Source organism: Microbacterium sp. LWH13-1.2 (genome assembly GCF_038397735.1).
GTDB lineage: Bacteria > Actinomycetota > Actinomycetes > Actinomycetales > Microbacteriaceae > Microbacterium.
Genome location: NZ_CP151635.1, coordinates 2,405,569 through 2,430,390, shown reverse-complemented (window position 1 = coordinate 2,430,390; position 24,822 = coordinate 2,405,569). Strand labels below are relative to the sequence as shown.

The window sequence follows — 24,822 nt, the reverse complement described above, 5'->3', positions numbered from 1 at the left end:
CTAGAACGCAACCAGGACAGATCCTGTCCGCGATCTCTGCCAATCTTAAGACATGTCCGACACCACCTCCAGAGCCCTCGCCCTGCTCAATCTGCTGCAGACGCACAGGCACTGGCCCGGCACGGAACTGGCGAGCAGGCTCGGCGTCACCGAGCGCACCGTGCGCCGCGACGTCGATCGGCTGCGAGAGCTCGGATACCGGGTCGAGTCGACGCCAGGGGCGGCCGGCGGCTACCGCCTAGAAGCAGGCAGCGCCGTGCCCCCGCTGCTGCTCACCGATGACGAGGCGGTGACGATGGCGATCGGTCTTCGCGTCGCCGCGACGCAGCAGCTGGTGGGCGGTGCCGAGGTGACGCTGACGGCGCTTGCGAAGCTCGAACAGGTGCTGCCGTCGGCGCTGCGTCAGCGGGTCAATGCGCTCGCCGCCGCCGTGCAGCCACCGCGCATCGGCGACGCCCCGGTGGTCTCGCCCGTCGTGCTGGGGGAGATCGCTCTCGCGACCCGCGACCACGAGCGTCTGCGGATGCGCTACATCGACGGAGCGGGGGCCGAGAGCGTGCGTCGCGTCGAGCCGCACGCCCTCGCACCCTCGGGACGCAAATGGTTCCTGCTGTGCTGGGATCTCGACCGCGACGACTGGCGGACCTTCCGCGTCGACCGGATCGTCTCGGTCGAGCACACGCGAGTGCTGTTCACACGTCGCGAGATCACCGAGGAGGAGATCGAGGAGCGGGTGCTCATCGCCGCGTCGTGGTCGCCGCAGAAGATCGAGGCGGATGCCGTGATGGAACTGTCGCTGCCCGTGATGGAGGGCATGTTCGGGCCCTGGTCGGAGGGCGCGACCGCCGAGGGGGAGGGTCGCACGCGGTGGCCGTTCGGCGGGTCGGACTGGCGGGAGGCCATGTACGCGCTGCTCTGGATTCCCGAGGGCGTCGAGTACACGACGAGCTTCCCCGAGCCTCATCGCGCGGAGCTCAGAGAATCGCTGGAGCGCCTGCTCCGGGCACTCGATGCGCCCGCTCCCGGCTCACGCGGGTAGCGGTCTGCGCGCGACGATCGAGGGTGGGTTCGGGTCATCCCATCGCTGGAACGTCTGCACGCACCAGAAGGCGGCGAACAGGATCAGCGCGACGGCCTCGCCGAAGAGCACGACCGGGGTCTCGCCGAACACCTGGCGGAAGGCGAGCGCCACGACGAGCAGCAGGAGGTCGACGATCAGGAGACCTGCGATCCACCGGTAGATCGATCGTTGGCGAGGAGTGGGCGGGGTCTCGCCGGGGTCGAGCGGCCCGCCGGCGTAGAGGATCGGGACCGCGGCGAACACGCCGAAGAACAGCAGGGTCACGACGAAGTGGATGCTGTGCACCGGCCAGAAGTTGAACGGGAAGTGCTCGTTGAGTGCGGGTGCGAAAGCGAGGGCGGCGACGGCGGCCGCCGTGATCAGCGCGATGATCGACACCAGGCGGGCCGAGGGGTTCGGCGTGCGGGTGCGGCGCCGGATCACGGCCATCGTGATCACGAGCGCCACGACGACCACGGCGTAGACGGCGATGCCGAGTCGCATGTCGCCCTGGAACTCGACCGGTACGCACTCGACGTTGTCAGGGCACCCGAACGGGCCGACTCGCTGATGGTTCGCGAGACCGGTCGGAACGATCGCGATCAACGGCGCGAAAAGCGCCGAGATGTCGAGCAGTGTGGTCGCGCGGTCACGCCCGGACAGCGCGAGGAGTGCGAGCGATGCCGCGATCAGAGCTCCCACGAAGACGGTGCGAGCCGGTGTGTAGAAGTAGTGGCTGATCGAGGGCAGAGGAGTCCATCCGAGAGTGAACGGCTCCCACGAGGTGACGATCGTCTGGATCACCACGCTGAGCAGCAGGGTGAAGACGATGAAGACGAGGGACAGTCGCAGGTATCGATGCGTCTTCAGGCTGGTGGGGGCGGTGTCCTCATCAACGGCCATGAGGTGACCGTACACCTCGCTCCGGACGGAGTCGGATGACGCGGCGTGACGCCTCACGACACGCGAGGACTCACTTTGTCAATCCCCGCAACGATGCTGGTCATCCAGATCACGGCGAGGTAACGTCATTTCCATCGCGGCGATCCGGGCGGTCCCGGGCCTCAGCTCATATCTGACGGCGTTGCGGGTTCGACTCCCGCCGTCGCGTCCACTCTGTCCGGGATCTGAACGCCCGATCAGCCCCCTGAGCGGCGGCCTCGACGCAGACGTTCGACGGTCTCGCCCGCTGCGACACCGACGAGCACCAGCGCGGCCGTGATCGACAGCGTGAGGGCATTGATGACGAAGCCCACGAACCCGACACCCGCGAGCAGGACGAGAGCCACCAGACCTACGAGCTGAGCCCGCACCCAGCGCCCCTCGAGCACGCGACGGAACAGCGCCGTGCCGGTGAGGAAGAGGATCGGTGCGCCGACGACCACGACCGTCACGGCAAGGCTGCGCTGGTCGGGCAGTGCGAGCGTCTCCTTGTCGCCCACGCTCATCAGGACGATGCCGGCGATGATCGGCAGATGCACCCAGGTGTACGCGGTGCGGGCGAGCCGGGCAGGTTCTTCTGAGGCCTCGATCGCCTCGGCGCCGACGCGTTCGCCGTGGTCGAAGTAGATCCACCAGGCCGCCGCTGCAGTGACGAACGCCGTCGACATCGCAGCGATGGATGCGGCGGATGATTCCTTGTCGACGAACGCGAAGCCGGTGACCAACAGGCCTTCGCCGAGCGCGATGAGCACGAAGAGAGACGTGCGCTCGGCGATGTGGGGGCCTGAGAGATCCCAGGAGCGCAGCTGGACCTTCCCCCATCCGGGGACCGGAAAACCGAGCACCGTGCCCAGCAGTTCGAGCGCCAGCGCAGCGGCCCACAGCGGCAGCTGCCATTCGAGGGGCAACAGTGCGCCGACGATCCACAACGCGCCGCCGGCGACGGTCCAGCACAGGATGCGCGAGAAATCGCGGGCCACGTGCCGGTCGTGACGGGCTGCCGCCCACACGATGAAGGCCGTGCGCCCGACCTGGAGCACGACGTAGGCGATCGCGAACGCCCACGCGCGATCGCCGAACGCCTCGGCGATCGAGACGCTCATCACGAGCGCCACGAAGGCGAGTGCGATCACCGCCCCGCGCACGGGCAGCTTCACGGGGTCGAGCCAGTTGGTCACCCAGGTGGTCGACACCCATGCCCACCACAGTGCGCACACCATGATGGCCCCCTCGAAGGCGCCCAGAGGCGTCTGGTTCTCGTAGAGGTAGGCGGACAGCTGCGTCAGCGCGAGGACGAACAGGAGGTCGAAGAACAGCTCGACATACGTCACTCGATCCGCGCGCGGAGAGTCCGTGGGGCGCAGCACGTCACGCGCCATCCCGAATGCCATGCGACCATCCTGGCATCGTCGACCGGGACATCGACGCACTCGTTCGGGAACGGGCGCGTCCACAGCGCGGGATGGTCACGGGCACTCGGCCGTCGAGCCGGACGCCGTGGTGCGGTGGCTCCCGCCGGCGATCTGGGCGCGCCAGAAGCTGCGGTACGGCCCGGCGGCTGTCAGCAGCTCGTCGTGAGTCCCGAGCTGCACCACCTGCCCGTCGTCGAAGACCGCGATCTGCTCGGCGGTCGAGACGGGCTCCAGGCGATGCGAGATCAGCACCGTCGTGCGGCCACGCCGCAGCACCCGGATCGCCCCCTCCACCGCATCCCTGTGCTGGAGTCCGATGTCGGCCGTCGCCTCGTCGAGGATCACCAGAGCGGGGTCGGCGAGAAGTGCGCGGGCGATGGCGAGCTGCTGGATCCGACCCTCGTCGAGCGGGGCGGGGGCGACGGATACGAGGAGCTCGACCGCCCACTCGGCATCCACCGCGAGGAGCGCGGCGATCAGCTCGCCTTCGCTCGCATCGGGCGCCACGAGACGCAGGTTGTCGGCGAGCGAGCCGCGGAACTGATGAAGCTCTTGCGACACGTAATAGGGAATCGTCGCCGGCTCGAGCCGCACGCTGCCGGATGCCGGCGGATGGTGTCCTGCGATGACCCTCGCGAGCGTGCTCTTGCCCGATCCCGACGAGCCGACCAGGGCTGCGGTCGTACCCGGCTCCACGCGCAGCGTGACGTCGGTGACCCCCCGCCCGGTCGTCGGATACCGATAGCTGACGTCGTGCAGATCCAGCGCGACCCGAGCATGATCGTCGACCGTGCGAGTCGCGCCCGACGCCGCGCAGTCACTCTCCGGAGCCAGATCGATCACCCCCACGAGCCGTGCGAGACCGATCGTCGCCCGTTGGATGTCGTCGAGCGCGAAGATCAGCTGACCGACCGGATCGAACAGCCGATGGAAAAGCAGGGCGGCCGTCGTCACCATGCCCACGGTGATCGCTCCGTTCGCCTGCAGCAGGAACCCGGTGGCGAGGATCGCACCGAGACCGACGAGCTCGCCGCCGTTGATCCATCGGAAGAGCCGGTTGCGCACCCGGACCCCCTCGATCTGCATCAGGATCGAGTCCTCCGCCCGCGAGCGCACGCGCGTCAGGGCGTGATCCTGCTCGTTGAGGGCGGTGAGGGTCTCGATGCCCTCGACGGCCTCGAGCACGGCCTGGCTTCGCGCGGCCTCGCGCACCCGAACCTCCCGGAACACCACGCGCGAGCGTCGCAGGAACGCCCGGGTGCCGAGGAGGTAGAACGGCACGCTCGCGATCCCCGCGAGTGCGAGCCATGGGTCGAGGGCGGTCAGGGCGACCAGGGAGACGCCGATGGCGAAGCCCGCCGACAGCAGCACCGGCACGACATCGCCACCGGCTTCGGCCACCGCGTCGACGTCGCCCGTGACACGGGAGAGCAGATCGGCGGTCTCGCCGTCGTCGACCGTGCTCACCGGCAGGCGCATCGCCGAGGCGAACACGTCTTCGCGCAGGGCGGCCAGCACATCCTGCACCAGACCCGTCAGCACGCGTGCGGCCCAGAGCATCACGAGTGCGGCGGCGATCGCCCCGGCTCCCGCGCCGACCACCCAGCCGACGATGACCGCGATGCCCGCGTCGGTCGAGACGGCGTCGACGATGCGGCCGAGGCACGCGGGCAGCACCACTCCCAGAGCGGATGCCACGAGGAAGAGCACCGCTGTGCCCGCAGATCGCCGGCGGTGACGGCGTAGCAGGGTCCTGATGACGATGAGCACTCTCGAGCCGGTCGCGATCGGCAGCAGTGGGGTCGGAGTGTCAGTCATGGCGGGCGTCCGATCCTTCATCCGCGAGGTCGACGACCCGGTCGCACGCGGCGAGCAGAGTCGGCGAGGTGCTGATCACGATGGCGGTCCGGTCGAGCCCGGAGAGGGCTCGAGCGATGTGCGCCTCGGTGATCGCGTCGACGGCCGAGGTCGGCTCATCGAGCACCACGACGTCGGCGTCGGTGTGCAGGGTCCGCGCGATCCCGATGCGCTGACGCTGCCCGCCCGAGAGCCGTCTGCCCGACTCGCCCACCTGCGCATGCCATCCGCCGACCTCGGCGATCGTGTCGTGCAGCGCAGCCGCCTCGATGAGCTCAGGCTGCGGATCGTCGGTGTCTCCGTGTCCGCGCACGGCCTCGCGCAGCGTGCCGGTCACGATCGTGTGGCGGTGCGGCAGCGCGACGACGCGTCGGCGGTAGTCCACGGCATCCATGTCCTTCAGGTCATGCAGAGTGCCGTCGACGGAGACCGCGACCCTGCCCCGCTCCGGTGGGGTGCGCAGGCCGAGCAGGCGCGAGAGGGCACGGGCCCTGTCGCTGTCGGACGGGCGGATGCCGAGCAGCTCGCCCGTGCGCACCTCGATGCGCGCAGACCCTTCGGGGTCAGGGCGGAAGGCGAGGGCGATCCCGTTCGCGGCTCGGTTCACGACCCCGCGATCGCCGTCGACCGGTGCCGTCACCGACGGTGCGTCGAGCAGGTCATCGGCATTGATCATCTCGGCGAGGCGCTTCGCCGAGGCGACCTTGTGGATCCAGTTCGACGGGAACGACCCGGCGTGGGCGAGGGATCCGCTGAGGAACTGGGCGAGGCCGAGCACGGTCACCAGCTCGCCGATGCTGATCCGGCCCTCGGCGGCGAACCAGGCTGACAGGCCCGCCAGCGCGGTGGTGGCCACCGCGGCGAGCAGCGAGCTCACCGCCTCGTATGACGCGAGCGATCGTCCGGCGGCCGTCGCGGCGATGCGACTCGCGTCGCTGGCCACGACATATCTCCGCACCGCCTCCTCGCGGGCGCCGATGCCGACGAGCACCCGGAAGCCCGCCATGAAGTCGGCGGCGACGGCACCGGCCTCGGTCGCCGCGTGCTGCTCGACGGAGCCTCGCCGCTCGAGAGGACGCGAGACCATCCGCATCACCCCCATCATCGCGATGGTCGACGCGAAGACGACGAGCGTGGCCATCGGCGAGATCGCCAGCATGGCGAGCGCCGCAGCGATGATCGCCGCGATCGTCGCGCACTGCTGCGCGACCGACCACGCGACCCCGGCGACGCGGTAGGTGTCGGACGTGACGAAGGTCAGCGCTTCTCCGGGTGTCGTCGTGCGGCGAGAGAGGCGGGGCCGGAGCATCCGTGACAGCGCGAGGTGCCGCAGCGCCTGCTCGCCGTAGCCGTAGACGCCGACCATGAGGCGGGAGGCCGCCTGGTAGCTCGCTGTCAGCACCACGAACGTGCCGCCGAGCACACCGAGCCAGAGCGCGAGCGCCCCGGGATCGGAGGGCAGCACGGCGCGGTCGATCGTCGCGCCGATGATCACCGGGATGGTGGCCTCCGCGAGCGAGTGGACGACGAGCAGCGTGGTGGCAGCGGTCAGAGTGAGCCCGCGGCCCTGCGAGGTGAGCGCGATCGCGAAGAGCTGCCGGGGCGTGGTCGTCATGGCGTTCGCCGTCCGAGCGGCAGCACGAGCGGCGTGCCGGCGACGGGATCGGTGATCACCCGGCACGGCAGGTCGTACACGGACTCGACGAGCTCGGCCGTGATGATCTCGCGCGGATCGCCCTGGGCTACGATCTCGCCGTCGCGCATCGCGACGAGATGGGTCGCGTAGCGAGCGGCGTGGTTGAGATCGTGCAGCACGGCGACCAGAGTCGTACCGCTGCGGTGCAGGTCGGCGAACAGCTCCATCAGGTCGATCTGGTGGGCGATGTCGAGGAAGGTCGTCGGCTCGTCGAGCAGCAGGTGCCTGGTCTGCTGGGCGAGAGCCATGGCGACCCAGACGCGCTGGCGCTGACCGCCCGAGAGCTCGTCGACCAGGCGTCGAGAGAGGTCGGTGACTCCGGTGGCGGCCATCGCCTGCGACACCGCCTGCTCGTCGGCGGTGCTCCACGTGCGCAGGGCGCTCTGATGCGGGAAGCGTCCGCGTCCGACGAGGTCGGCGACCGTGATGCCGTCGGGGGCGATCGAGGACTGGGGGAGGAGCCCGAGCCCCTTCGCGGCCTCCCTGGGCTTCAGTGTGCGCAGTTCCGCGCCGTCCAGCAGCACTGTGCCGGTCGTCGGGCGCAGCAGACGGGCGAAGCCGCGCAGCAGCGTCGACTTGCCGCACGCGTTGGGGCCGATGATGATCGTGAACGAGTCATCCGGAACCTCCAGCGACAGCCCCGAGACGATCGAGGTGTCCCCGTAGCTCAGGGTGATGTCGCGGGCCAGCAGCGAAGTGGTCATCGATGTTCCTTTCAGGCGCGTCGCGCGTACTGGGCGGCGAGCAGCCAGGCGAGATAGAGCCCGCCCACCGACACCGTCACGACGCCGACCGGCACGGCGACGAGCTGGGCGACGGCATCCGACACGACGACGAGTGCCGCGCCCGTGAGCATGACGGGGGCGGTGCCCATGGGGGTGTTCGATCTGGTCAGCCGCTGCGAGATCTGCGGGGCGGCGAGGGCGATGAACGAGATGGGGCCGGCTGCGGCGGTGACGAGGGCGACGAGCGCCACCCCGAAGACCATCGCGGCGAGGCGCGTGCGGCCGGGGCTGATGCCGAGAGCGGTCGCCGCGTCGTCGCCCATCTCGAGCACCGGCAAGGTGCGGTTCAGCGGCACCGAGGCGAGAGTGACGGCCGTGAAGACGATCGCGGCGGGGAGAAGCTGGTCGAACCCGAGGGATGCCAGGGAGCCCGCGCCCCACGTCGCCGCCATCATGGCCTTCTCGACACTCACCGAGATCAGGATCCACGAGGTGAGCGAGCCGAGCCCCGCCGAGACGCCGATCCCGACGATGATCAGTCGGAAGGACGACAGCGTGTTCCTGTTCGCGAGCACGTAGACGAGCAGGGCGGTGAACAGACCGCCGACGAGCGCGCCGACCGCCTTGAACATGTACGTGTTCAGCTCGAGAACGACCATCATCAGCGTCACGCCGAACTGCGCGCCCACTCCGAAGCCGATGATGTCGGGGGAGCCGAGCGGGTTGCGGGTGAGCGATTGGAAGATGCCGCCGGCGAGGGCCAACGCCGCACCGCACAGCACGGCGAACAGCACGCGAGGCAGTCGCCATTCGAACACCACCTGACGGATGTCGGGGTCGGATGACGGGTCGAAGATCGCACGGAGCACAGACGCGAAGTCGACCTCGTAGGCGCCGATCGTCATCGACGCGAGACCGGCCGCGATGATCACGACGACGAGCACCGCGCACACCACCACCGAGCGCACGGGGATGAGCGCGGCGACGCGGGCGGTCTCGATGCGGAAGAGGCGTCGACCGTGATCGACGGGGGTGAAGTCGGGGTCTCGCTCGGCCGCGGCCAGCTGGTCGAAGGGGTGCTGGTCGACGCTCACAGTCCGCTCACCCGCTTGCGACGGACGAGGACGATCAGGATCGGTGCTCCGAGCAGCGCCGTGACGATGCCGACGCGGAGTTCGCCGCTGGGCAGCACGATGCGACCGAGGATATCGGCGAGCAGCAGGAAGGCCGGCCCGACGATCATCGAGTAGGTGAGCACCCAGCGTTGATCGGGCCCGGTGAACCAGCGCACGACGTGCGGGATCATCAGGCCGACGAAGGCGATGGGGCCGGCCGCGGCGACGCTCGTGCCGGCGAGGATGGTGACGGCGATGATGACCAGCACTCGGGTCACGCGCACGCGAGCACCGAGTGCCTGCGCCAGGTCATCGCCGAGGGCGAGGGCGTTGAGAGAGCGTGCGCACAGCAGCGCGATGATGAGGCCGATCACGATGAGCGGTGCGGCCCAGGCGAGCTGGTCGAGCGTGCGTCCGCCGATGGATCCGACTCCCCAGAAGCGCATGACCTGCAGTGTGCCGAGGTCGCGCAGCACGATCGCGGTGGTGAAGCCGGTGAACGCCGCCCCGAGCGCGACGCCGGCGAGGGTCAGCTTCATCGGCGTCGCGCCCGAGCGTCCGAACGAGCCGAGCACGTAGACGAGGACGGTGAGGACGAAGGCGCCGAGCAGCGCGAAGGGCACGTAGGCACCGGGGGTGGTCACGCCGAGGATCCCCACCGCGAAGGTCACGGCGAACGACGCCCCGGCGTTCACGCCCAGGATGCCGGGGTCGGCCAGGGGGTTGCGGGTGAACGCCTGGATCAGTCCGCCGCAGACGGCGAGCGCCGCGCCCACGACGATGCCGAGCAGCGTGCGCGGGACGCGCAGCTCCATCACCATCAGGTGCAGCGGGTTCTCGTCGTCGTAGGCGAAGACCGCGTGCAGAACCGTCACCGGGTCGATCGCGCGATTGCCGATCGCGAGCGAGGCGATGGCGGCGGCGGCCAGCACGATGGCCGCTGCGACCAGCCCAGCCACCAACGTCCCGTTGCGACGCGGGGAGTCGTCTGCACGACTCCCCGCGCCCGTGATCGAGACGTCCGTGCCGTCTTCCGTCGCCAGGGACATCTCTCGGATCACTCGCCGGCGATCGTCGGCTCGCCCTGCAATGCGGCTGCGAGGTCGTCGACGTAGGTCGGCAGGATGTACTTCAACGAGAGCACGGTCGGAGCACTGATCGCGGAGGCCTGGGCGTCGTCGGCGTAGATCACGTACGAGCCCGCCTCGATCGGCTCCCAGCGGGAGACGACCTTGTTCTCGACGGTGTACTCGCCCTCGTCGACGCTGCTGCCCCAGGCCGCGAACAGGTCGGCCTGCACGTCGTAGAGCTTCTCGAGGCTGACTCCGGTGTACCAGTTGTCGCCCTCCGCGCTTGCCAGGAAGCTGTCCATGGCCGAGGTCGAGGTGAACCCGAGCGCCTCGGTGATGCGCACGCGCGGGTCGTATTCGAGGTAGACGCCGAGGTCGGTGCCGCCCTCGTTCAGGGTCAGGCCCCAGACGAACGTCTTGCCGTCGAATTCGGGGTGCTCGTCGGCGAGCGAGGTGATCATCTCCTCGGTCTCGGTGATCAGCTCTTCGGCCTTCTCGTCCTCGGACATCGCCTTGCCGATCGTGCGGGTCATGTCCTCCCAGGTGCTCGGGTCCCACGCGCGCTCGATGTAGGGCACGGTCGGGGCGATCTCGGTCAGACGCTCGTACTCGACATCGGTGATCCCCGAGTAGAGACTCAGGATGAGGTCGGGCTTGAGTGCCTTGATCGCCTCGTAGTTGGGACCGTCGTCCGTGAACGGGATGATCTCGGGAGTCTCGCCGTACTCCTCGGTGACGAAGTCCTCGAACCAGGGCTGGTATCCGCTCTCGTCCGCACCCCAGACCTCCTCCATGCCCACCGGGTTCGTGCCGAGCGCGGCGACGATGTCGGGCGTCATCCAGCCGAGGGTGACGATGCGCTGCGGCTTCTCGGGAATGACCGTCTCGCCATGGGCGTGCTCGATGACCACGCTGTCGGCCGAGGCTGCGGTCGAGGCCGAGTCGGTGGACTCGCCGGATGCCGAGCACCCCGCGAGCGTGAGGGCGGCGGCCAGTGCCGCCGCGACGAGCGCGGCATTACGGCGGATCTTCGGGCGCGCAGAAGCGTGCGTCATGATTCTCCTTCAGAGAGAGGGGAGGGTGTGCCGCGTCAACGCGGCGCGAGGTTAGGTAAGCATGTCCTAACAGATCGATGCTAGAACGCGGATGACGGCGTAAGTGTCGTCAGGCGGACGACTTGTGTCGATGAATCGACATGATGCCGTCATCCCGGGAGCGTCACCGCCAGTAGAGCTGGTGCGCGGAGTCGGCTCGCACGCGTGCCACGTGTTGTCTGGGGGTGAGGCCGAAGCGCTCTTTGAACGCTGCCGAGAACGCGCTCGTCGTGGAGTATCCGCACCGGTGGGCGGCGGCGCCGATGGGGGTGCCGTCGACGATCAGCCGGGCTGCGAGCGTCATCCGCACCCCGGTGCGCCATCGGGCGAAGGTCATGCCGACGTCGTTCTGGAAGATGCGCAGCACCGTGCGCTCATGCAGCCCGTGCGCGAGGAACAGCTGTCGCGCGCTGCGCGCGTCGCCGGGGTCGGCGAGCACGGCCTGCACGAGTGAGCGGACGCGCTCGTCAGCCGGCAACGGCACCTCGCCCCACCCGTCCGCGGCCTCGGCGGACGGATGCTGCAGCATCTCGATGAGCACGGCCTGGATGCGCACTCGAAGCTCGGTCGGCATGTCGTTGATGCCGAGGTGCAGCAGCATCTCCTGCACGGCGCGCGGTACCAGCACCTGGGTGACCTCGTCGATCGGAGCGACGAGCGACGTGTCCGCGATGTAGGTGTAGCACCCTGTCGAGTCGCGTTCGTGGCGCGCGGTGTGCGGAGTGTGCGCGGGGATCCACACCCCCTGGCCGGGAGCGAGGCGCCACATCGACTCCTGCAGCTGGACCCAGACCGTCCCGCGGTAGCACCACGCGAGCATGGCATCGGGGTGCGAGTGCGGCGGTGCGAGCGGATGGGTGTCGGTGTCCTCGCCGGTGACGACGCCGGTGCCCATCAGGTAGGGCTCGCGGATCGTCGACGGATGCACGGGGCTCGCGTCCCAGTCGTCCTGGCGGTAGGAGTTCACGCTGTGCTCCGGGTGCTGGCCCTATCGGCCGTTGCTCTCGACGATCCGGGCCTCGACCGGGGCCCATCCGCTCTCGAGCACGGCGAAGCCGGCGTCGAGGATTTCGAGCTGGTCTTCGTGCTCGTTGACGAGCAGCTGCATCTGCAGCACGAATCGCGCGTAGACGCGGATCTCCGCCGTCGGCTCGGGGAGTCCGAGCTCGTCGGCGATCGCGTCCGACAGGGCATCCTCGTGGCGGAGCCACATCTTCGCGGCGTACTCGCGCAGCGCGGGGGTCTCATTGAGGAAGGTGAGGAAGATCCGCGCCACGTCGTTGCCGTGCTCATCGATGTTGGCGCCGACCTCGACCACGTAGAAGTCGCGGATCGCCTGATTGATCGTGACGCCGTCGGCGCGGTCGCGTACGGCGGAGACGAGTCGATCGCGCTGCTCGTCGTCCTCATCGAACACGAGCGCCTCCTTCTGGGGGAAGTGCGCGAACACCGTCGTGGGCGAGACGTCGGCGGCGTCGGCGACCTCGCGGATGCTGACGTTGTCGAAGCCTCGCTCGAGGAACAACATCGTCGCCACGTCGGAGATGTTCTTGCGCGTCGCCGCCTTCTTGCGTTCGCGGCGTCCGAGTGGCTCGGTATTCGTCATGCCTCCACCGTATCGCGCATGCGATCCAAAACTGGCTTGACACCAAAACTGGTATTGATACAGTTTCGGAGTGACTTCACTAAATAACCCGCTCGCGCGCAGCGACAAGCGCGCCTGGATCATGCTCATCGTGCTGACGATGCTCACCGTCATCGGGATGACCGTCGTGCTCCCCGTCCTGCCTTTCGTCGTGCTGCAATACGTCTCGCACGAAGGCGATCTCGCGATCTGGGTCGGTGTGCTCGAAGCCGTCAACGGCCTGTGCGCCTTCCTGGTCGCCCCCTTCCTCGGTCGCCTCTCCGACCGCTTCGGTCGACGCCCGGTGATCATCGCCGCCGCGTTCGGAGCGGCGTTCGCGATGACCCTCTTCGGCATCGGCGGTGCGATCTGGGTCCTGGTGCTCGCTCGCGTGATCCAGGGGGTGACCGCCGGTGACCTGCCGGCGCTCTTCGCCTACCTCGCAGACATCACCCCGCCCGAGAAACGTGCGCAGCGGTTCGGCCTGCTCGGCGCTCTCTCGGGGATCGGCATGATGATCGGCCCCGCCATCGGCGGACTCCTCGCGGCAGTGAGCCTGCAGCTGCCGGTCTTCCTCACCGCGGTCGTCGCTCTCACGATCGCGATCCTCAGCATCTTCCTGCTGCCCGAGAGCCTGAAGCCCGAGAACCGCATCGAGCGCATCTCGATCCGTGAGATCCAGCCGTTCGGCGTCTTCACGGAGGCGTTCGGACGCAAGGAGCTGCGGGGGCTGATGATCGGATTCGGTCTGCTCGCGCTGCCGTTCGGCTTCTTCGTCAACAACTTCAGTGTGCTGGCGCTCGACTCGATCAGCTGGGGGCCGACCCAGATCGGTCTCCTCACCGCGGGCGTCGGCATCATCGACATCCTCATCCAGGGCGTGCTGCTCGGCATCCTGCTGCCTCGCATAGGCGAGCGCGGTGTGATCATCAGCGGCATCGTCGCGCAGACGATCGGACTCGTCGGCCTTGCGGTCGTCGCCTCGGTCTTCGCGCAGCCGTGGGTGTTCATCGTCGGTGCGTTGATGCTCGCCGCAGGACAGGGAGCCGCCACGGCAGCGCTGGACGGTGCCATGTCGAACGCGGTCGGCGATGACGAGCAGGGCTGGCTCGGAGGGGCGACCCAATCGCTCAACGCCGCGATGAACACCGCGGCGCCGCTGATCGCGGGCGCGCTCTACGTCACCGTCAGCCACGCGGCGCCGTACTGGTTGGGAGCCGCGCTCATGGTCGTCGCTGCGATCGTGGTCGGCCGGGCGCACATCGCGAACACCGCGAAGAGGGATGCAGGAGAGCAGCCATCAGCGGGCACAGCGAGCGGTGTCCCGCTCGAGGCCGTCGACAACCTCGGCTGACGCGCGCACCCCGCGCCGGGGGGATGATGGATGCATGCCCACCCCTCATCGCCCCGGCCTGCGGGTCTCGGCGGGTCTCACGATCCCCGAGGCCGAGCTGTCGTGGCGCTTCTCCCGGTCGTCCGGCCCTGGCGGGCAGGGTGTGAACACCGCGGATTCCCGGGTGGAGCTGGTCTGGGATGCTGCCGGCAGCGCAGTGCTCTCGTCACACCAGCGCGAGCGTCTGCTCGACCGACTGAGCGGCCGTCTGGTGAACGGGGTGCTGACGATCGCCGCCTCCGAGCACCGCGCGCAGCTGCGCAACCGTGACGCGGCGCGGGAGCGGCTGGTGGCACTCGTCGGCGAGGCGCTGCGTCCGCCGGCGCCTCAGCGTCGGGCGACGAAGCCCAGCCGCGGGTCGAAGGAGCGGCGGCTGACCGCCAAGAAGCGGCGCACCGACGTCAAGAAGATGCGCAAGCCACCGCGCGACTGAGTCGCGCGGCCTCAGTCCTTGCTGCCGCGCACCAGTTCGAGACCGGCGCCGGCGAACTGCCGCAGCGTGGCATCCGGCAGGAATGCTCGTGTGAGGGCCGTGCCGATGGCTGCGAGATCCGCCTCGTCGCGGAACAGCAGGTACATCGTCTCGTAGCGCGGATGGAACTTCTGCTTGAAGCGATGCAGCGACGCGAAGCCGTAGACGGGTTCGAGTGCTTCGGCGAGGCGGTCGCTGAGCACCGCGATCATGCCGGCATCCGGCGGATAGTCGTGGGCGAGCGGAGCCCCCGAGAGCGACATGATCTGGGCGCCTTCCTCCGAGAACTGCTTCGCAGACGATCCGATCAGGTACTCCATGACGGGCCCGAAGCCGCCATCCCGGCGCCGCATCAGATCGAGCGTCCATCCGCGCACGGAGCCGCCCTCGCCGTAGACCGGCAGCCACGACAGGAATCCGTCGACGTCGCCGTTCGGGGCCAGCGCCAGAGCCAGTCGCACCTCGGGATCCTCGGCCTCGTCGAGCGTGCCGAGAGTGAACCGCATCTCGGGGAGGTCCTTGTCGCCGACCCAGGCCTCCGAGATCGCCCGCAGCTGCTGCCGCACCCCCCACGACTCGTCGCCGAGTCGGGTCAGCCGGAAGGTCATGTCCTCGCGCCCCGCTCGATTGAGCGAACTGCGCACGGAGTTCCAGCGCTTGCCGGTGAACTCCAGGCCCGGCAGGTCGACGATCGTGTCATCCGCGACCACGAGGCTGCGCCAGCCCGCCGGCACGGAATCCCGCGTCGCATCGTCGGCGCTGAAGAAACACGGCACGAGGCCCGCGAGCTCGGCGGTGCGGATGAACTCCGCGACGGCGTCTGCACGCGACGCCGAGGGTCCGATCGGGTCGGCCAGCGCGAGCGCGACCCCGGCCCGGCGCTGGTACGCGACGATCCCTGAGGCGCTGCGGGCGTAGCTGTTGCCCTCCCACGTCGTCATCCAGGACAGCGTCCCGCCGCCGTGTGCGCGCAACTCGGTCTTGACGTCGTCGACGGTCGGGGCGGGTTGGATTCCGAGCGGTGACTTGCGCTTCGCCCGGAACGCCCGACGCACCGCGACCAGGTAGACGAGCAGGATCACCCAGAGGAAGCCGTTGGCGAGGGCGAGCTCGGTGTCCCCATCCCAGCGCAAGTCGACCTGAGCCTGCGAGAACACGGTGATCAGGATCAGCACGAGCGCCGCGATCAGGATGTTGAAGACTCCGAGCAGGATCACGAGCACCCACGACCAGCGGCGGCCTCGCAGCAGTCCGTTCACGAGCACGGCGATGACCACGAGGTCGATCGCCAGGTCGATGAATCCTCCCGACACGGGCTCCGTCGGACCGAACGGGCCGTCGGTCGCCACCAGGGTCGTGATGATCTCGACCGCTCCCAGCACCAGCAGGGAGATCACGGCGATCAGGCGCTGTTCGCGCACGGTGGTCCGCTGCACACGCAGGGTGCGGTCGACGACCAGGATCAGCAGCACGGCGAGCAGATGCTCGAGATCCGCGACCGCACCCCAGAACAGCATCGCGATGAACACGAATCCGAGCAGCACGAGCCAACCGCGCACCCGCCACGGCGGCCGGAACAGTCCGATCGCCGCGGCGATGCAGGCCATGGTTCCGCCCGAGGCGCCGACATCGAGCGCCTGAGCCTGCTCCTGAGCCCAGGCCCACGGCAGCTGCGAGGCGAAGAAGAGCACGAGTGCGGTGGCCAGGATCGCGAAGAGCTGCCCGACCCAGTAATAGGCGAGCGCGACCCTGGTGCCGCGGCGGTACTCGAGGTAAGCCATGCCCCAGAAGCCCGAGATGGTGAACACGTACACCCAAGGTGCGTTGACGAAGAACGTGCCGGTGAACGGCGTCCACCACATGCCCTGCGCGAGGTTGGGCAGACCGTACGCGACGGTGCCGAACAGGTCAGTCTTCTCGAACGGGCTCCACAGTCCCTGCCACACCACGCCGACGACGAGGATCACCGAGACCATCGTGATGGTGGCCGGCATGCGTCGCAGGACGGCGAGAACAGGATGCGATGTGGGGGTTCGCGCCTCGGTCATGCGCTCAGCGTAGCGAGGGCGACGCATCTTCCGGAGTAAGACGCCGGGGGGCGTAGTGACTCCATGCCCATCGGAATCCGACGCCGCCGAACGTCATGAACCCCGCGGCGAGAAGCACGCCCGCGATGACCCCGACCGACGCGGCCCACGCGACGACGCCTGGATCGTCCCTGTCGCTCCGCGCCGAGAACGCGTTGGATGGACTCATGCCTGCGAATCGGATGCCGCGCCCGTCGCCGACCCGGCCGCGCACCTCGAGCGCGCTCGCCGCTGCATCCGTCAGTGCAGTTCTCCTGCTGGCGTCCTGCGCCTCCGCACCGAACCCGGTGTCCGCGCCGGCACCCGAGTCGTTCGTCGACGATCTCGAAGCACCCTGGTCGATAGCCTTCCACGGCGACGCCGCTCTGGTCAGCGAGCGCGACAGCGCCCGCGTGCTCGAGGTCGGCGAGACCGGCGAGGTGCACCAGGTCGCTGTCATCGACGGCGTGGAACCCGGTGGTGAGGGCGGACTGCTCGGGCTCGCCGTGAGCGACGGCGAGCTCTTCACGTACTTCACGGCGCAGGGCGAGAATCGCGTCGAGCGGCGGACGATCGTCGGGGACGCAGGAGGACTGTCGCTGGGGCCCGCGACCGTGGTGATCGACGGCATTCCCGCAGCCGGCAACCACAACGGCGGGCGCATCGCGTTCGGGCCCGACGGGATGCTGTACGTCACGACGGGCGACGCGGGTGATCGTGACAGCGCTCAGGACCTCGACGTGCTGTCGGGCAAGATCCTGCGGCTCACACCCGAAGGAGAGGTTCCCGCAGACAACCCCTTCGACGACTCGCCCGTCTACAGCTACGGGCACCGCAATCCGCAGGGCATCGCCTGGGATGCGGAAGGCGGAATGTACGCGAGCGAGTTCGGGCAGGACACCTGGGATGAACTCAACGTCATCGAGCCCGGCGGCAACTACGGCTGGCCCGAGGTCGAGGGAATCGCCGACGACGGCGACTACATCGACCCCGTGCAGCAGTGGCGGCCGGATGCGGCGAGCCCGAGCGGCATCGCCGTGACGAGCTCGAGCATCGTGATCGCGAACCTCCGGGGCGAGCGCCTGCGCACGGTGCCGCTCGACGATCTGACGGCCGGCACCGAACAGTTCGTCGGCGAGTTCGGACGCCTGCGTGACATCGTGGTCGGTCCGGACGACAAGCTCTGGGTCCTCACGAACAACACCGACGGACGCGGTGATCCGTCGGACGGAGACGACCGCATCCTCCGGCTCGCTCTCGACTGATCGGGCCGCGGCCGTCAGACTCCGGCGAAGGCGTCGACGCCTGTCGCGGAGACTGACAGCGCCCAGAGTCGCTCGGCGGCCTCGGGGTCGATCGCCCACTCCTTCACCCCGCCGGTGGTCATGTCGCTGTGGTCGGGCGCGACGATCCCCTTGATCGAGCAGTCCTCGCAGTACGCACCGCTGCGCTCGACCAGCTCCGTGGCGGTCGCTGCCCAGAGCCCTGTCGACGCGCCTTCAGCCGGTGTCTTGAAACGCGGGTTCGGGGTGCCGTCCTCATCGATCCAGCCGCGAGAGAGCAGCTCCTCACGGGGAACGTGCCGCTGCAGCTCGGTCATGATCCCGCCGGGATGCACCGAGAAGGCGAGGATGCCGCGCTCGGCGCCGCGTCGCGCAAGGCCCACCGCGAACAGAGCGTTCGCCGTCTTCGACTGCCCATAGGCGACCCAGGGGTCGTAGGGCGTCGTCGCGAAGTCGATGTCGTCGAACCGCACGGGGGAGCGGAAGTGCCCTCCGGATGAGTACGAGATGACGCGGGCGTGGTCCGACAGCAGGTCGGCCACCCCGCCGACCAGGGCGAAGTGACCCAGGTGGTTGGTGCCGAACTGCGACTCGAAGCCCTGCGCCGTGTGACCGAACGGGGTGGCCATGATGCCGGCGACGTTCAGCACGAGGTCGATCGGCTCACCGTCGCGGCGCACCGATTCCGTGAACGCCGCGACGGAGTCGAGGTCGCCGAGATCGGCACCCCGTACCTCCGCCTCCGCGATCCCGTCGAGCGCCTGCTGCGCCGCATCCATACGCCGTGCCGGAACGATCACGCGCACACCGGCATCCGCCAGCGCGCGCACCGTCTCGAGTCCCAGTCCGGAATAGCCGCCGGTGACGATCGCGGTCTTGCCGGCGAGGTCTGTGCCCGCGATCACCTCGGCCGCGGTGGAGCGGTAGCCGAACTCCGACGAGAGAGGCTGCTGGCGGGCGATCATGTCGAGAGGAGCTGTCATGATCCGACCGTACGATCTAGAGTGCACTCGAAGTCAAGGAGGAGTCCTCGTGGTTGATGTGGTCGACACGACGCGCACGTTCAGCATCGGCGAACTCGCGCGCCTGGCGGGCGTGAGCGTGCACACCCTGCGCTGGTACGAGGCCGAGGGGCTGTTCCCTCGTGATGTGCCCCGCACCTCCGGCGGGCGGCGCGTGTACGCCCACGATTCGCTCGCATGGCTCGCCCTGCTGGGGCGGCTCCGCGAGTCCGGAGCGCCGATCGCGCTGCTGCGCGAATACGCCGCCCTCGTGCGAGCGGGCAGCGGCAATGAGGCCGAGCGACTTGCCCTGCTGCGTGCACACGAACGCTCACTCGATGCGCAGATCGAGTCGCTGATCGCCTGTCGACAGGTGATCCACGACAAGGCCGCGGGGTATCAGGAGGCCCTGGTCGCCCGCGGCCTTCTCTGACTCAGCCGTTCACCGCCTCCTCGATCGCCGTCTCGAGGTCGTCCCACGCCTCCAGCACGACGGGTTCGCCGTCGATGAAGAAGCTGGGCGTGCTGCGCACTCCGAGCTGCTCGCCGTCGCTCTTGTCGGCCTGCACGCGTTCGAGCGTCGCCGGATCGGCGACGGCCGCGTCGTACGCCGCCATGTCGAGTCCGAGATCTGCGGCGAATCCGCGGAACATCTCGGGAGTCTCCTGAGTCTGCTCGCCCCACTGCGACTGCGTCTCGAACAGCCGGTGGTACATGTCCTCGAACCGGTCCTGCTGCGCCGCGGCCTCGGCAGCGAGAGCGGCCTGCGTCGAGTTGATGTGCCCCGGCAGCGGGAAATACCGCACGACGTAGGTGATCTCGCCGTCATACCGCTCGCGCAGGTCTTCGACGATCGGGTAGAACGCGGCGCACGCCTCGCACTCGAAGTCGAGGAACTCGACGACGGTCACGGCGTCCGCTCCACCCTGGTCGAGAACGTGCGAGTCGGTGCGGACGGTCTGCAGCTTCTCGCCCTCGGGCGGAGCCGGCTCCGAGGCGCGCTGCGACATCGCGAAGACGATGCCGACGATCGCGAGGACGATGGCTGCGGCGATGGCGATCAGGGTCGCCTTGACAGGGGTCTTCATGGGGTTCTCCAACGGGTGATATCAGGCACGGATGAGGATGCCGCGACGCGGCCGGGGTCGCCGAACGACGGCGTGCCTGATTCAGGTGCGGGAGAGCGAGAGCTGCGTGAGGGTGAGCGCGGGGACGTGCAGGCGAGGGCCGGCGCGAGCCGAAGCGGCGGTCAGGAGCCCGCGGCTCCTCACGACGAGGCGCGCGGCGTGACCGAAGCGCAGGAGCAGAAGCACGAACACGAGAAGGATGCAGCACAGCGCGGCGACGGCTGTGCCGGTGTCCGACGACACCGCGTCGACGACCGTGACGGCGCCGTCGTGATGGGAGGAGGCCGAGGCCGCGGAGACCCCGGGCGCAAGGCACAGCGTGGCATGCGCATCGGCTTTGCCGTGCGACGTCGACCACGCGCCGATGACCAGCAGCAGAGCGAGGCCGAGCGCGAGAGCGATCCGCAGGATCAGCACCCGCTCGGGGCCGTGCTGTCGCAGGCGCATCGACGGGGTGGACATGATCCGCGCAGTCTAACAATCGGGTGTCGGAACGGGCTCGGAGCGCTCGTCACGCCGCCGTGGCCGATCCACCTCCCGTTCACCCGCCTACACTGGAGGGGTGGCGAGACTGTTGATCGTAGGCGGGTTCCTGGCAGCCATCTTCTGGGTGTACAGCATCGTCGACTGCGCCGTCCAGCCGCCGACGCGGCACCGCGGAGTGCGCAAGGCCGTCTGGATAGCCATCGTGATCCTCATCCCGGTCATCGGCGGGATCCTCTGGTTCACGATCGGGCGCCGCCGCGCGAACGACAACGGCGGAGCGATCAGGATCGTCGCCCCCGACGACGACCCCCAGTTCCTCCGCAGCATCAGCAAGAGCGAGCAGGATGCCCGCATCCGCCGCCTCGAAGAGGAGCTTGCGAAGCTCGAGGACGAGACCGACGACGGCGCGGCACCCGACGGCCCTGCACCCGACGGCACAGCGCCGGACACTCGTCCGTGACGGCATCGCCGGCGATGGATGCCGCGGCATCCCTGATCGCCGACCTCATCGCCCACGGAGTGCGCGATCTCGTGCTCTCACCGGGCTCCCGCTCTCAGGCGCTCGCGCTCGCCGCGGTGCATGCCGCGAACCAGGGGCACCTGCGGGTGCACGTGCGCATCGACGAGCGCGTCGCAGGATTCACCGCCCTCGGTCTCTCGCGTGAGACCGGAGTCCCGACGGCAGTCCTCTGCACCTCGGGCACGGCCGCGGCGAATCTGCTGCCCGCCGCGATGGAGGCCTTCCATTCCGGGGTGCCGCTGCTGCTGCTGACCGCCGACCGGCCGCCCGAGCTCCGTGGCGTCGGTGCGAACCAGGCGACCATCCAGCCCGGCCTGTTCGGCGCCTGGGTGCGCGAGCAGATCGATGCCCCCGTGCCCGGCGACGGCGACTGGTCGGGTCTCGCCGAGCGCGCCGTCGCGGTGGCGCTGGGGGCGGATGCCGCGCGCGGCCTCCCCGGAGTCGCCGGCCCCGTGCACCTGAACCTGCCCTCTCGCGAACCGCTCTCGGGCGAGATCCCCGCTCTCGAGATCGCCCCCGGCGACGCACCGAAGGCTCGTGTCCCCGAGCCGTTCGTGCTCGATCGCGGGCCACGCACCGTCGTGATCGCCGGCGCGGACGCCGGAGCGGATGCCGAGGAGATCGCTCACGCAGGATCCTGGCCGCTGATCGCCGAGATCGTCAGCGGCGCCCGCTTCGGTCGTCAGATCGTGCACGGCTACCGCGCGCTGCTGGGCGACGACCACCTCGGCGGGCGCATCGAGCGGGCGGTCGTGCTCGGGCACCCGACGCTCAGTCGTGAGGTGGCCCAGCTGCTGTCGCGCGCCGATGTCGACGTGATCGCCGTCCGCCGCGGCGGCGAGGCGCTGAACCTCAACGGACGCACGACCTCCGCGGCATCCGTCTCAGTGGTGCCCGGAGCCGGAGATCGCGAATGGCTCGGGGCCTGGCTCACGGCATCCGCAGCTCACACCGTCGACCTCAGCGAGCGCGCGCCCGACCAGGACGGACTCGCCTCGAGCGACTTCACCGCTCGTCGCGATGCCGTGAAGGCCGAGCTCGAGGCCGTGCGCCGACCTCTCGACCGCGCGCTGCTCGCCGATGCCGTCTGGCGGGCGACCTGGCCGCATGACCGCCTCGTGTTCGGCTCGTCTCGGCTGGTCCGGGTCGCCGATGCGGTGCTCGGCGGCAAGAAGGTGCCGGTGCATGCCAACCGCGGACTCGCGGGGATCGACGGCACCATCGCCACCGCGACGGGTATCGCCCTGGCCAGTCAAGCGGGCGGGGCTCCCGGAGTCACCCGGGTGCTGCTGGGCGACCTCGCGTTCCTCCACGATGTCGGCGCGCTGCTGCTGCCGCCCGACGAGGACGAGCCACGCCTGCAGGTCGTCGTCGGCAATGACGGCGGCGGAACGATCTTCGACGGGCTCGAGGTGGCCTCGACCGCTGATCGGGCCGACCTCGACCGGGCGTTCTACACACCGCACACCGTGCGTCTCGAGAAGCTCGCCCTCGCCTACGGCTGGGAGTACCAGCGCGTGACCACGCGCACGGCTCTCGACCAGGTGCTCACCACCCCCGCCGGCGGACGCCAGCTGATCGAGGTTCCGCTCACCCGCTGACCCGTTCTCCTCGCGGCGCGAGCGAGCAGTGGCAGGATGAACGCATGACAGCGCATGAGTGGGCCAAGACCCTGCAGGTCGGCGACGGATTCCGTCTCGCGGACGTCGACCCCGAGAGCACTCCCGGGTATCACGGGGCCAAGGCCGACGGTGCGCGCGATCTCGCGGCGGGCCTGCACGAACTCAATCAGCTGCAGGAGCGACTGTTCGCCGAGAGCCGGGTGGGCGTCGCGAAGGACTCGGTGCTGCTGATCCTGCAGGCCATGGACTCGGCAGGCAAGGGAGGCATCGTGCGTCACGTCGTCGGCGGTGTCGACCCGCAGGGCGTGGCGCTCTCGGCGTTCAAGGCGCCGACCGACGAAGAGCTCGCCCACGACTTCCTCTGGCGCGTCACGCCGCGACTGCCCGAACCCGGGTTCATCGGCGTCTTCGACCGCTCGCACTACGAGGACGTGCTGATCGGACGGGTGCGCTCGCTCGCACCCGCGGACGAGATCGAGCGTCGCTATGACGCGATCAACGCGTTCGAGGCCGACGCCGCGGCATCCGGCATCCGCATCATCAAGGTCATGCTGCACATCTCGCCCGACGAGCAGAAGGCGCGCCTCATGGAACGACTCGAGCGACCGGACAAGTACTGGAAGTACAACCCGGGCGATGTCGACGAGCGGCTGCTGTGGGACGACTACATGGCCGCCTATCAGACCGTCTTCGACCGCACCTCGACGAGCGCAGCGCCGTGGCACGTCATCCCGGCCAACCGCAAGTGGTTCGCCCGCCTCGCGGTGCAGGAGCTGCTGCTCGACGCGCTGCAGGGCATCGACCCGCAGTGGCCGGAGGCGACCTTCGACGTCGAGGCCGAGAAGAAGCGCCTCGCCGCGAGCTGATGGCGGCGCCCGCATTCACGATTCAGCATGAGCGGCGTCCGTCCGACGACAGGGCGCCATCGGAGCTCGGCTCCCGCCATCCATGCTGAATCATGAACGCGGCGATGCCGAGAATCAGGCGAGGGCGTCGACCAGGGGACGGAACTTGACCCGCGTCTCGAGCATCTCGGACTCGGGGTCCGAACCCGCGACGATCCCCGCGCCGGCATAGGCCGTGACCGTGATCTCGGTCGCGGCGGGAGAGAACTGCGCGCAGCGCAGAGCGATCGCCCACTCGCCGTTGCCCGCGGCATCCACCCATCCGACCGGACCCGCATAGCGGCCTCGGTCGAACGGCTCGAGTTCGCGGATCGCCGCGATCGCCGCAGAGGTCGGGGTGCCTGCGACGGCGGCGGTCGGATGCAGTGCACCGACGAGGTCGAGCGACGAGCCGCCGTCGGCGAGCTCACCCTCGACGTCGGTCGCCAGGTGGAAGAGGTTCGGCAGCTTCAGCAGGAACGGCTGCTCGCTCGCGGCGAGGACCCTGGTGTGCGGACGAAGAGAGGCGAGCACGCTCTGGACGGCGTACTCGTGCTCGTCGAGGTCCTTCGTGCTGGAGGCGAGGTGAGCGGATGCCGCGGTGTCGGCGTCCGCATCGGCTCCACGGCCGATGGTTCCTGCCAGCACTCGTGCCGTCACGGTGCGCTGCTGCACGGTGACGAGGGTCTCGGGACTCGCGCCGATCAGTCCGTCGACGGCGAAGGCCCACGTGTCGGGGTATCCGGTCGACAGTGCCCTCACGAGGCGACGGAGGTCGGAACCTGCCGGGATGCTGCCCGTGAGGTCGCGCGCGAGCACGACCTTGCTGAGCTCGCCGTCAGCGATGCGACCCAGGGCCTGCCGCACGGATTCCTGATAGCCCTGCGGGCTCTGGGCGCCAGGGCCCACCGTGCCCGCCCAGTGCGGGCCGTACTCGCGCGTCGCGGCGTGATCCGCGGCGCCGGCGGAAGAGGAGAAGCGGATGCGGGTGAGCCAGGTGCGGCCGCTGTGGCGCCCGATCACGAGCGACGGGACGATCAGCACGCTGTCGGCGGCGGAGTCCTCGTCGAACGTCAGCGCCCCGAAGGCGACGAGGCCCGATCCGGGGAGTCCGAGTCCGTCGTCGACCTCGGCATCCTGCGCGAGCTCTCGCCAGGCGTCGGCGATCGCCGCAGAGCGCAGCGGTGCCGTGCCCGCCGGCACACGGATGGTCTCGACGACTCCGTCGCCCACGGCGACGATCCCGTCTCCGCGGCGCAGCCACGCGAGGGGCCGCGCCGGGTCGGCGAACGCCAGGAGATCCTCGACCGGATCGATCTCACGGGTCTCCACGACCAGCCTGCTGCTCACCCCTCCAGCCTAGTTCGTCGCTC

The 24,822-nt window shown here is 69.3% G+C and carries 23 protein-coding genes and 1 pseudogene; 9 read left to right on the top strand and 15 right to left on the bottom strand.

Annotated elements, in window-relative coordinates:
• Positions 1-52: 52 nt before the first annotated feature.
• Complete coding sequence (locus MRBLWH13_RS11670) at positions 53-1,039, top strand: WYL domain-containing protein (protein ID WP_341955176.1); 987 nt, start codon at positions 53-55, stop codon at positions 1,037-1,039.
• Here MRBLWH13_RS11670 and MRBLWH13_RS11665 read toward each other — a convergent pair.
• A complete protein-coding gene (locus tag MRBLWH13_RS11665; RefSeq protein WP_341955175.1) occupies positions 1,028-1,963 on the bottom strand; it encodes a hypothetical protein in 936 nt (311 codons plus the stop codon). The two genes, MRBLWH13_RS11670 and MRBLWH13_RS11665, sit on opposite strands and share 12 nt — an antisense overlap.
• A 135-nt stretch (positions 1,964-2,098) precedes the next feature.
• Between MRBLWH13_RS11665 and MRBLWH13_RS11660 the strand changes: the two are divergent.
• Positions 2,099-2,174 (top strand): annotated as a pseudogene (locus tag MRBLWH13_RS11660).
• Positions 2,175-2,199: 25 nt separating this feature from the next.
• Here MRBLWH13_RS11660 and MRBLWH13_RS11655 read toward each other — a convergent pair.
• The 9 genes from MRBLWH13_RS11655 to MRBLWH13_RS11615 form a co-directional block, all read right to left on the bottom strand.
• On the bottom strand, positions 2,200-3,393 hold the full coding sequence (locus MRBLWH13_RS11655; protein WP_341955174.1) for a low temperature requirement protein A: 1,194 nt from the start codon (positions 3,391-3,393) through the stop codon (positions 2,200-2,202).
• 75 nt (positions 3,394-3,468) lie between these two features.
• Positions 3,469-5,232, bottom strand: a complete 1,764-nt coding sequence (locus tag MRBLWH13_RS11650) for an ABC transporter ATP-binding protein (RefSeq protein WP_341955173.1) — start codon at positions 5,230-5,232, stop codon at positions 3,469-3,471.
• Complete coding sequence (locus MRBLWH13_RS11645; protein ID WP_341955172.1) at positions 5,225-6,886, bottom strand: ABC transporter ATP-binding protein; 1,662 nt, start codon at positions 6,884-6,886, stop codon at positions 5,225-5,227. Before MRBLWH13_RS11645 ends, MRBLWH13_RS11650 begins: the two co-directional genes overlap by 8 nt.
• Positions 6,883-7,671 (bottom strand): ABC transporter ATP-binding protein, encoded by a 789-nt coding sequence (locus tag MRBLWH13_RS11640; protein WP_341955171.1) that lies wholly within the window; start codon positions 7,669-7,671, stop codon positions 6,883-6,885. The genes MRBLWH13_RS11645 and MRBLWH13_RS11640 overlap by 4 nt, the downstream gene beginning before the upstream one ends.
• A gap of 11 nt (positions 7,672-7,682) precedes the next feature.
• The gene (locus MRBLWH13_RS11635) at positions 7,683-8,786 is read right to left on the bottom strand and encodes an iron chelate uptake ABC transporter family permease subunit (RefSeq protein ID WP_341955170.1); all 1,104 of its coding nucleotides are present in this window, start codon (positions 8,784-8,786) and stop codon (positions 7,683-7,685) included.
• Entirely contained in the window at positions 8,783-9,856 is a 1,074-nt protein-coding gene (locus MRBLWH13_RS11630) for an iron chelate uptake ABC transporter family permease subunit (protein ID WP_341955169.1), read from the bottom strand. The genes MRBLWH13_RS11635 and MRBLWH13_RS11630 overlap by 4 nt, the downstream gene beginning before the upstream one ends.
• An 8-nt stretch (positions 9,857-9,864) precedes the next feature.
• A complete protein-coding gene (locus MRBLWH13_RS11625; protein ID WP_341955168.1) occupies positions 9,865-10,932 on the bottom strand; it encodes an ABC transporter substrate-binding protein in 1,068 nt (355 codons plus the stop codon).
• Positions 10,933-11,095: 163 nt separating this feature from the next.
• On the bottom strand, positions 11,096-11,938 hold the full coding sequence (locus tag MRBLWH13_RS11620) for an AraC family transcriptional regulator (protein WP_341955167.1): 843 nt from the start codon (positions 11,936-11,938) through the stop codon (positions 11,096-11,098).
• 21 nt (positions 11,939-11,959) lie between these two features.
• Complete coding sequence (locus MRBLWH13_RS11615; RefSeq protein ID WP_341955166.1) at positions 11,960-12,577, bottom strand: TetR/AcrR family transcriptional regulator; 618 nt, start codon at positions 12,575-12,577, stop codon at positions 11,960-11,962.
• Positions 12,578-12,647: 70 nt separating this feature from the next.
• On the opposite strand from MRBLWH13_RS11615, the gene MRBLWH13_RS11610 reads away from it, so the two are divergent.
• Both MRBLWH13_RS11610 and arfB read left to right on the top strand, forming a co-directional pair.
• Positions 12,648-13,949, top strand: coding sequence for an MFS transporter (locus MRBLWH13_RS11610; RefSeq protein WP_341955165.1), 1,302 nt, complete (start codon positions 12,648-12,650; stop codon positions 13,947-13,949).
• A gap of 34 nt (positions 13,950-13,983) precedes the next feature.
• Positions 13,984-14,421, top strand: coding sequence for an alternative ribosome rescue aminoacyl-tRNA hydrolase ArfB (gene arfB / locus MRBLWH13_RS11605; RefSeq protein WP_341955164.1), 438 nt, complete (start codon positions 13,984-13,986; stop codon positions 14,419-14,421).
• An 11-nt stretch (positions 14,422-14,432) separates the two neighbouring features.
• Here arfB and MRBLWH13_RS11600 read toward each other — a convergent pair whose 3' ends face one another.
• Positions 14,433-16,508 (bottom strand): DUF2156 domain-containing protein, encoded by a 2,076-nt coding sequence (locus tag MRBLWH13_RS11600; protein ID WP_341955163.1) that lies wholly within the window; start codon positions 16,506-16,508, stop codon positions 14,433-14,435.
• Between the two features lie 221 nt (positions 16,509-16,729).
• Here MRBLWH13_RS11600 and MRBLWH13_RS11595 point away from each other — a divergent pair, with 221 nt between their 5' ends.
• Positions 16,730-17,791, top strand: coding sequence for a PQQ-dependent sugar dehydrogenase (locus MRBLWH13_RS11595; protein WP_341958296.1), 1,062 nt, complete (start codon positions 16,730-16,732; stop codon positions 17,789-17,791).
• Positions 17,792-17,805: 14 nt separating this feature from the next.
• Here MRBLWH13_RS11595 and MRBLWH13_RS11590 read toward each other — a convergent pair whose 3' ends face one another.
• Positions 17,806-18,792 (bottom strand): oxidoreductase, encoded by a 987-nt coding sequence (locus MRBLWH13_RS11590; protein WP_341955162.1) that lies wholly within the window; start codon positions 18,790-18,792, stop codon positions 17,806-17,808.
• Between the two features lie 49 nt (positions 18,793-18,841).
• On the opposite strand from MRBLWH13_RS11590, the gene MRBLWH13_RS11585 reads away from it, so the two are divergent.
• The gene (locus MRBLWH13_RS11585; RefSeq protein WP_042538666.1) at positions 18,842-19,243 is read left to right on the top strand and encodes a MerR family transcriptional regulator; all 402 of its coding nucleotides are present in this window, start codon (positions 18,842-18,844) and stop codon (positions 19,241-19,243) included.
• A 1-nt stretch (position 19,244) separates the two neighbouring features.
• On the opposite strand, the gene MRBLWH13_RS11580 is transcribed toward MRBLWH13_RS11585, so the two are convergent.
• A complete protein-coding gene (locus MRBLWH13_RS11580; RefSeq protein WP_341955161.1) occupies positions 19,245-19,898 on the bottom strand; it encodes a thioredoxin domain-containing protein in 654 nt (217 codons plus the stop codon).
• A gap of 81 nt (positions 19,899-19,979) precedes the next feature.
• A complete protein-coding gene (locus tag MRBLWH13_RS11575; RefSeq protein ID WP_341955160.1) occupies positions 19,980-20,399 on the bottom strand; it encodes a hypothetical protein in 420 nt (139 codons plus the stop codon).
• Positions 20,400-20,499: 100 nt separating this feature from the next.
• Between MRBLWH13_RS11575 and MRBLWH13_RS11570 the strand changes: the two genes are divergently transcribed.
• Genes MRBLWH13_RS11570 through MRBLWH13_RS11560 form a run of 3 tightly spaced genes read left to right on the top strand, consistent with a single transcriptional unit; the run spans position 20,500 to position 23,431 of the window.
• Positions 20,500-20,883, top strand: a complete 384-nt coding sequence (locus tag MRBLWH13_RS11570) for a PLDc N-terminal domain-containing protein (RefSeq protein WP_341955159.1) — start codon at positions 20,500-20,502, stop codon at positions 20,881-20,883.
• A 14-nt stretch (positions 20,884-20,897) separates the two neighbouring features.
• Positions 20,898-22,544: a 2-succinyl-5-enolpyruvyl-6-hydroxy-3-cyclohexene-1-carboxylic-acid synthase gene (menD, locus tag MRBLWH13_RS11565; protein WP_341958294.1), complete on the top strand. Its 1,647-nt coding sequence runs from the start codon at positions 20,898-20,900 to the stop codon at positions 22,542-22,544.
• Between the two features lie 44 nt (positions 22,545-22,588).
• Positions 22,589-23,431, top strand: coding sequence for a polyphosphate kinase 2 family protein (locus tag MRBLWH13_RS11560; protein WP_341955158.1), 843 nt, complete (start codon positions 22,589-22,591; stop codon positions 23,429-23,431).
• A 114-nt stretch (positions 23,432-23,545) separates the two neighbouring features.
• Here MRBLWH13_RS11560 and MRBLWH13_RS11555 read toward each other — a convergent pair whose 3' ends face one another.
• Positions 23,546-24,799 (bottom strand): isochorismate synthase, encoded by a 1,254-nt coding sequence (locus MRBLWH13_RS11555; protein ID WP_341955157.1) that lies wholly within the window; start codon positions 24,797-24,799, stop codon positions 23,546-23,548.
• Positions 24,800-24,822: the final 23 nt, after the last annotated feature.

What these genes read in the sequence shown, in the direction of transcription:
- menD (WP_341958294.1), top strand. Translation starts at nt 20,898, where the DNA reads ATGGATGCCGCGGCATCCCTGATCGCCGACCTCATCGCCCACGGAGTG.
- MRBLWH13_RS11670 (WP_341955176.1), top strand. Translation starts at nt 53, where the DNA reads ATGTCCGACACCACCTCCAGAGCCCTCGCCCTGCTCAATCTGCTGCAG.
- MRBLWH13_RS11645 (WP_341955172.1), bottom strand. Translation starts at nt 6,886, where the DNA reads ATGACGACCACGCCCCGGCAGCTCTTCGCGATCGCGCTCACCTCGCAG.
- MRBLWH13_RS11640 (WP_341955171.1), bottom strand. Translation starts at nt 7,671, where the DNA reads ATGACCACTTCGCTGCTGGCCCGCGACATCACCCTGAGCTACGGGGAC.
- MRBLWH13_RS11655 (WP_341955174.1), bottom strand. Translation starts at nt 3,393, where the DNA reads ATGGCATTCGGGATGGCGCGTGACGTGCTGCGCCCCACGGACTCTCCG.
- MRBLWH13_RS11580 (WP_341955161.1), bottom strand. Translation starts at nt 19,898, where the DNA reads ATGAAGACCCCTGTCAAGGCGACCCTGATCGCCATCGCCGCAGCCATC.
- MRBLWH13_RS11590 (WP_341955162.1), bottom strand. Translation starts at nt 18,792, where the DNA reads ATGACAGCTCCTCTCGACATGATCGCCCGCCAGCAGCCTCTCTCGTCG.
- arfB (WP_341955164.1), top strand. Translation starts at nt 13,984, where the DNA reads ATGCCCACCCCTCATCGCCCCGGCCTGCGGGTCTCGGCGGGTCTCACG.
- MRBLWH13_RS11625 (WP_341955168.1), bottom strand. Translation starts at nt 10,932, where the DNA reads ATGACGCACGCTTCTGCGCGCCCGAAGATCCGCCGTAATGCCGCGCTC.
- MRBLWH13_RS11600 (WP_341955163.1), bottom strand. Translation starts at nt 16,508, where the DNA reads ATGACCGAGGCGCGAACCCCCACATCGCATCCTGTTCTCGCCGTCCTG.
- MRBLWH13_RS11575 (WP_341955160.1), bottom strand. Translation starts at nt 20,399, where the DNA reads ATGTCCACCCCGTCGATGCGCCTGCGACAGCACGGCCCCGAGCGGGTG.
- MRBLWH13_RS11665 (WP_341955175.1), bottom strand. Translation starts at nt 1,963, where the DNA reads ATGGCCGTTGATGAGGACACCGCCCCCACCAGCCTGAAGACGCATCGA.
- MRBLWH13_RS11615 (WP_341955166.1), bottom strand. Translation starts at nt 12,577, where the DNA reads ATGACGAATACCGAGCCACTCGGACGCCGCGAACGCAAGAAGGCGGCG.
- MRBLWH13_RS11650 (WP_341955173.1), bottom strand. Translation starts at nt 5,232, where the DNA reads ATGACTGACACTCCGACCCCACTGCTGCCGATCGCGACCGGCTCGAGA.
- MRBLWH13_RS11630 (WP_341955169.1), bottom strand. Translation starts at nt 9,856, where the DNA reads ATGTCCCTGGCGACGGAAGACGGCACGGACGTCTCGATCACGGGCGCG.
- MRBLWH13_RS11560 (WP_341955158.1), top strand. Translation starts at nt 22,589, where the DNA reads ATGACAGCGCATGAGTGGGCCAAGACCCTGCAGGTCGGCGACGGATTC.
- MRBLWH13_RS11595 (WP_341958296.1), top strand. Translation starts at nt 16,730, where the DNA reads ATGCCGCGCCCGTCGCCGACCCGGCCGCGCACCTCGAGCGCGCTCGCC.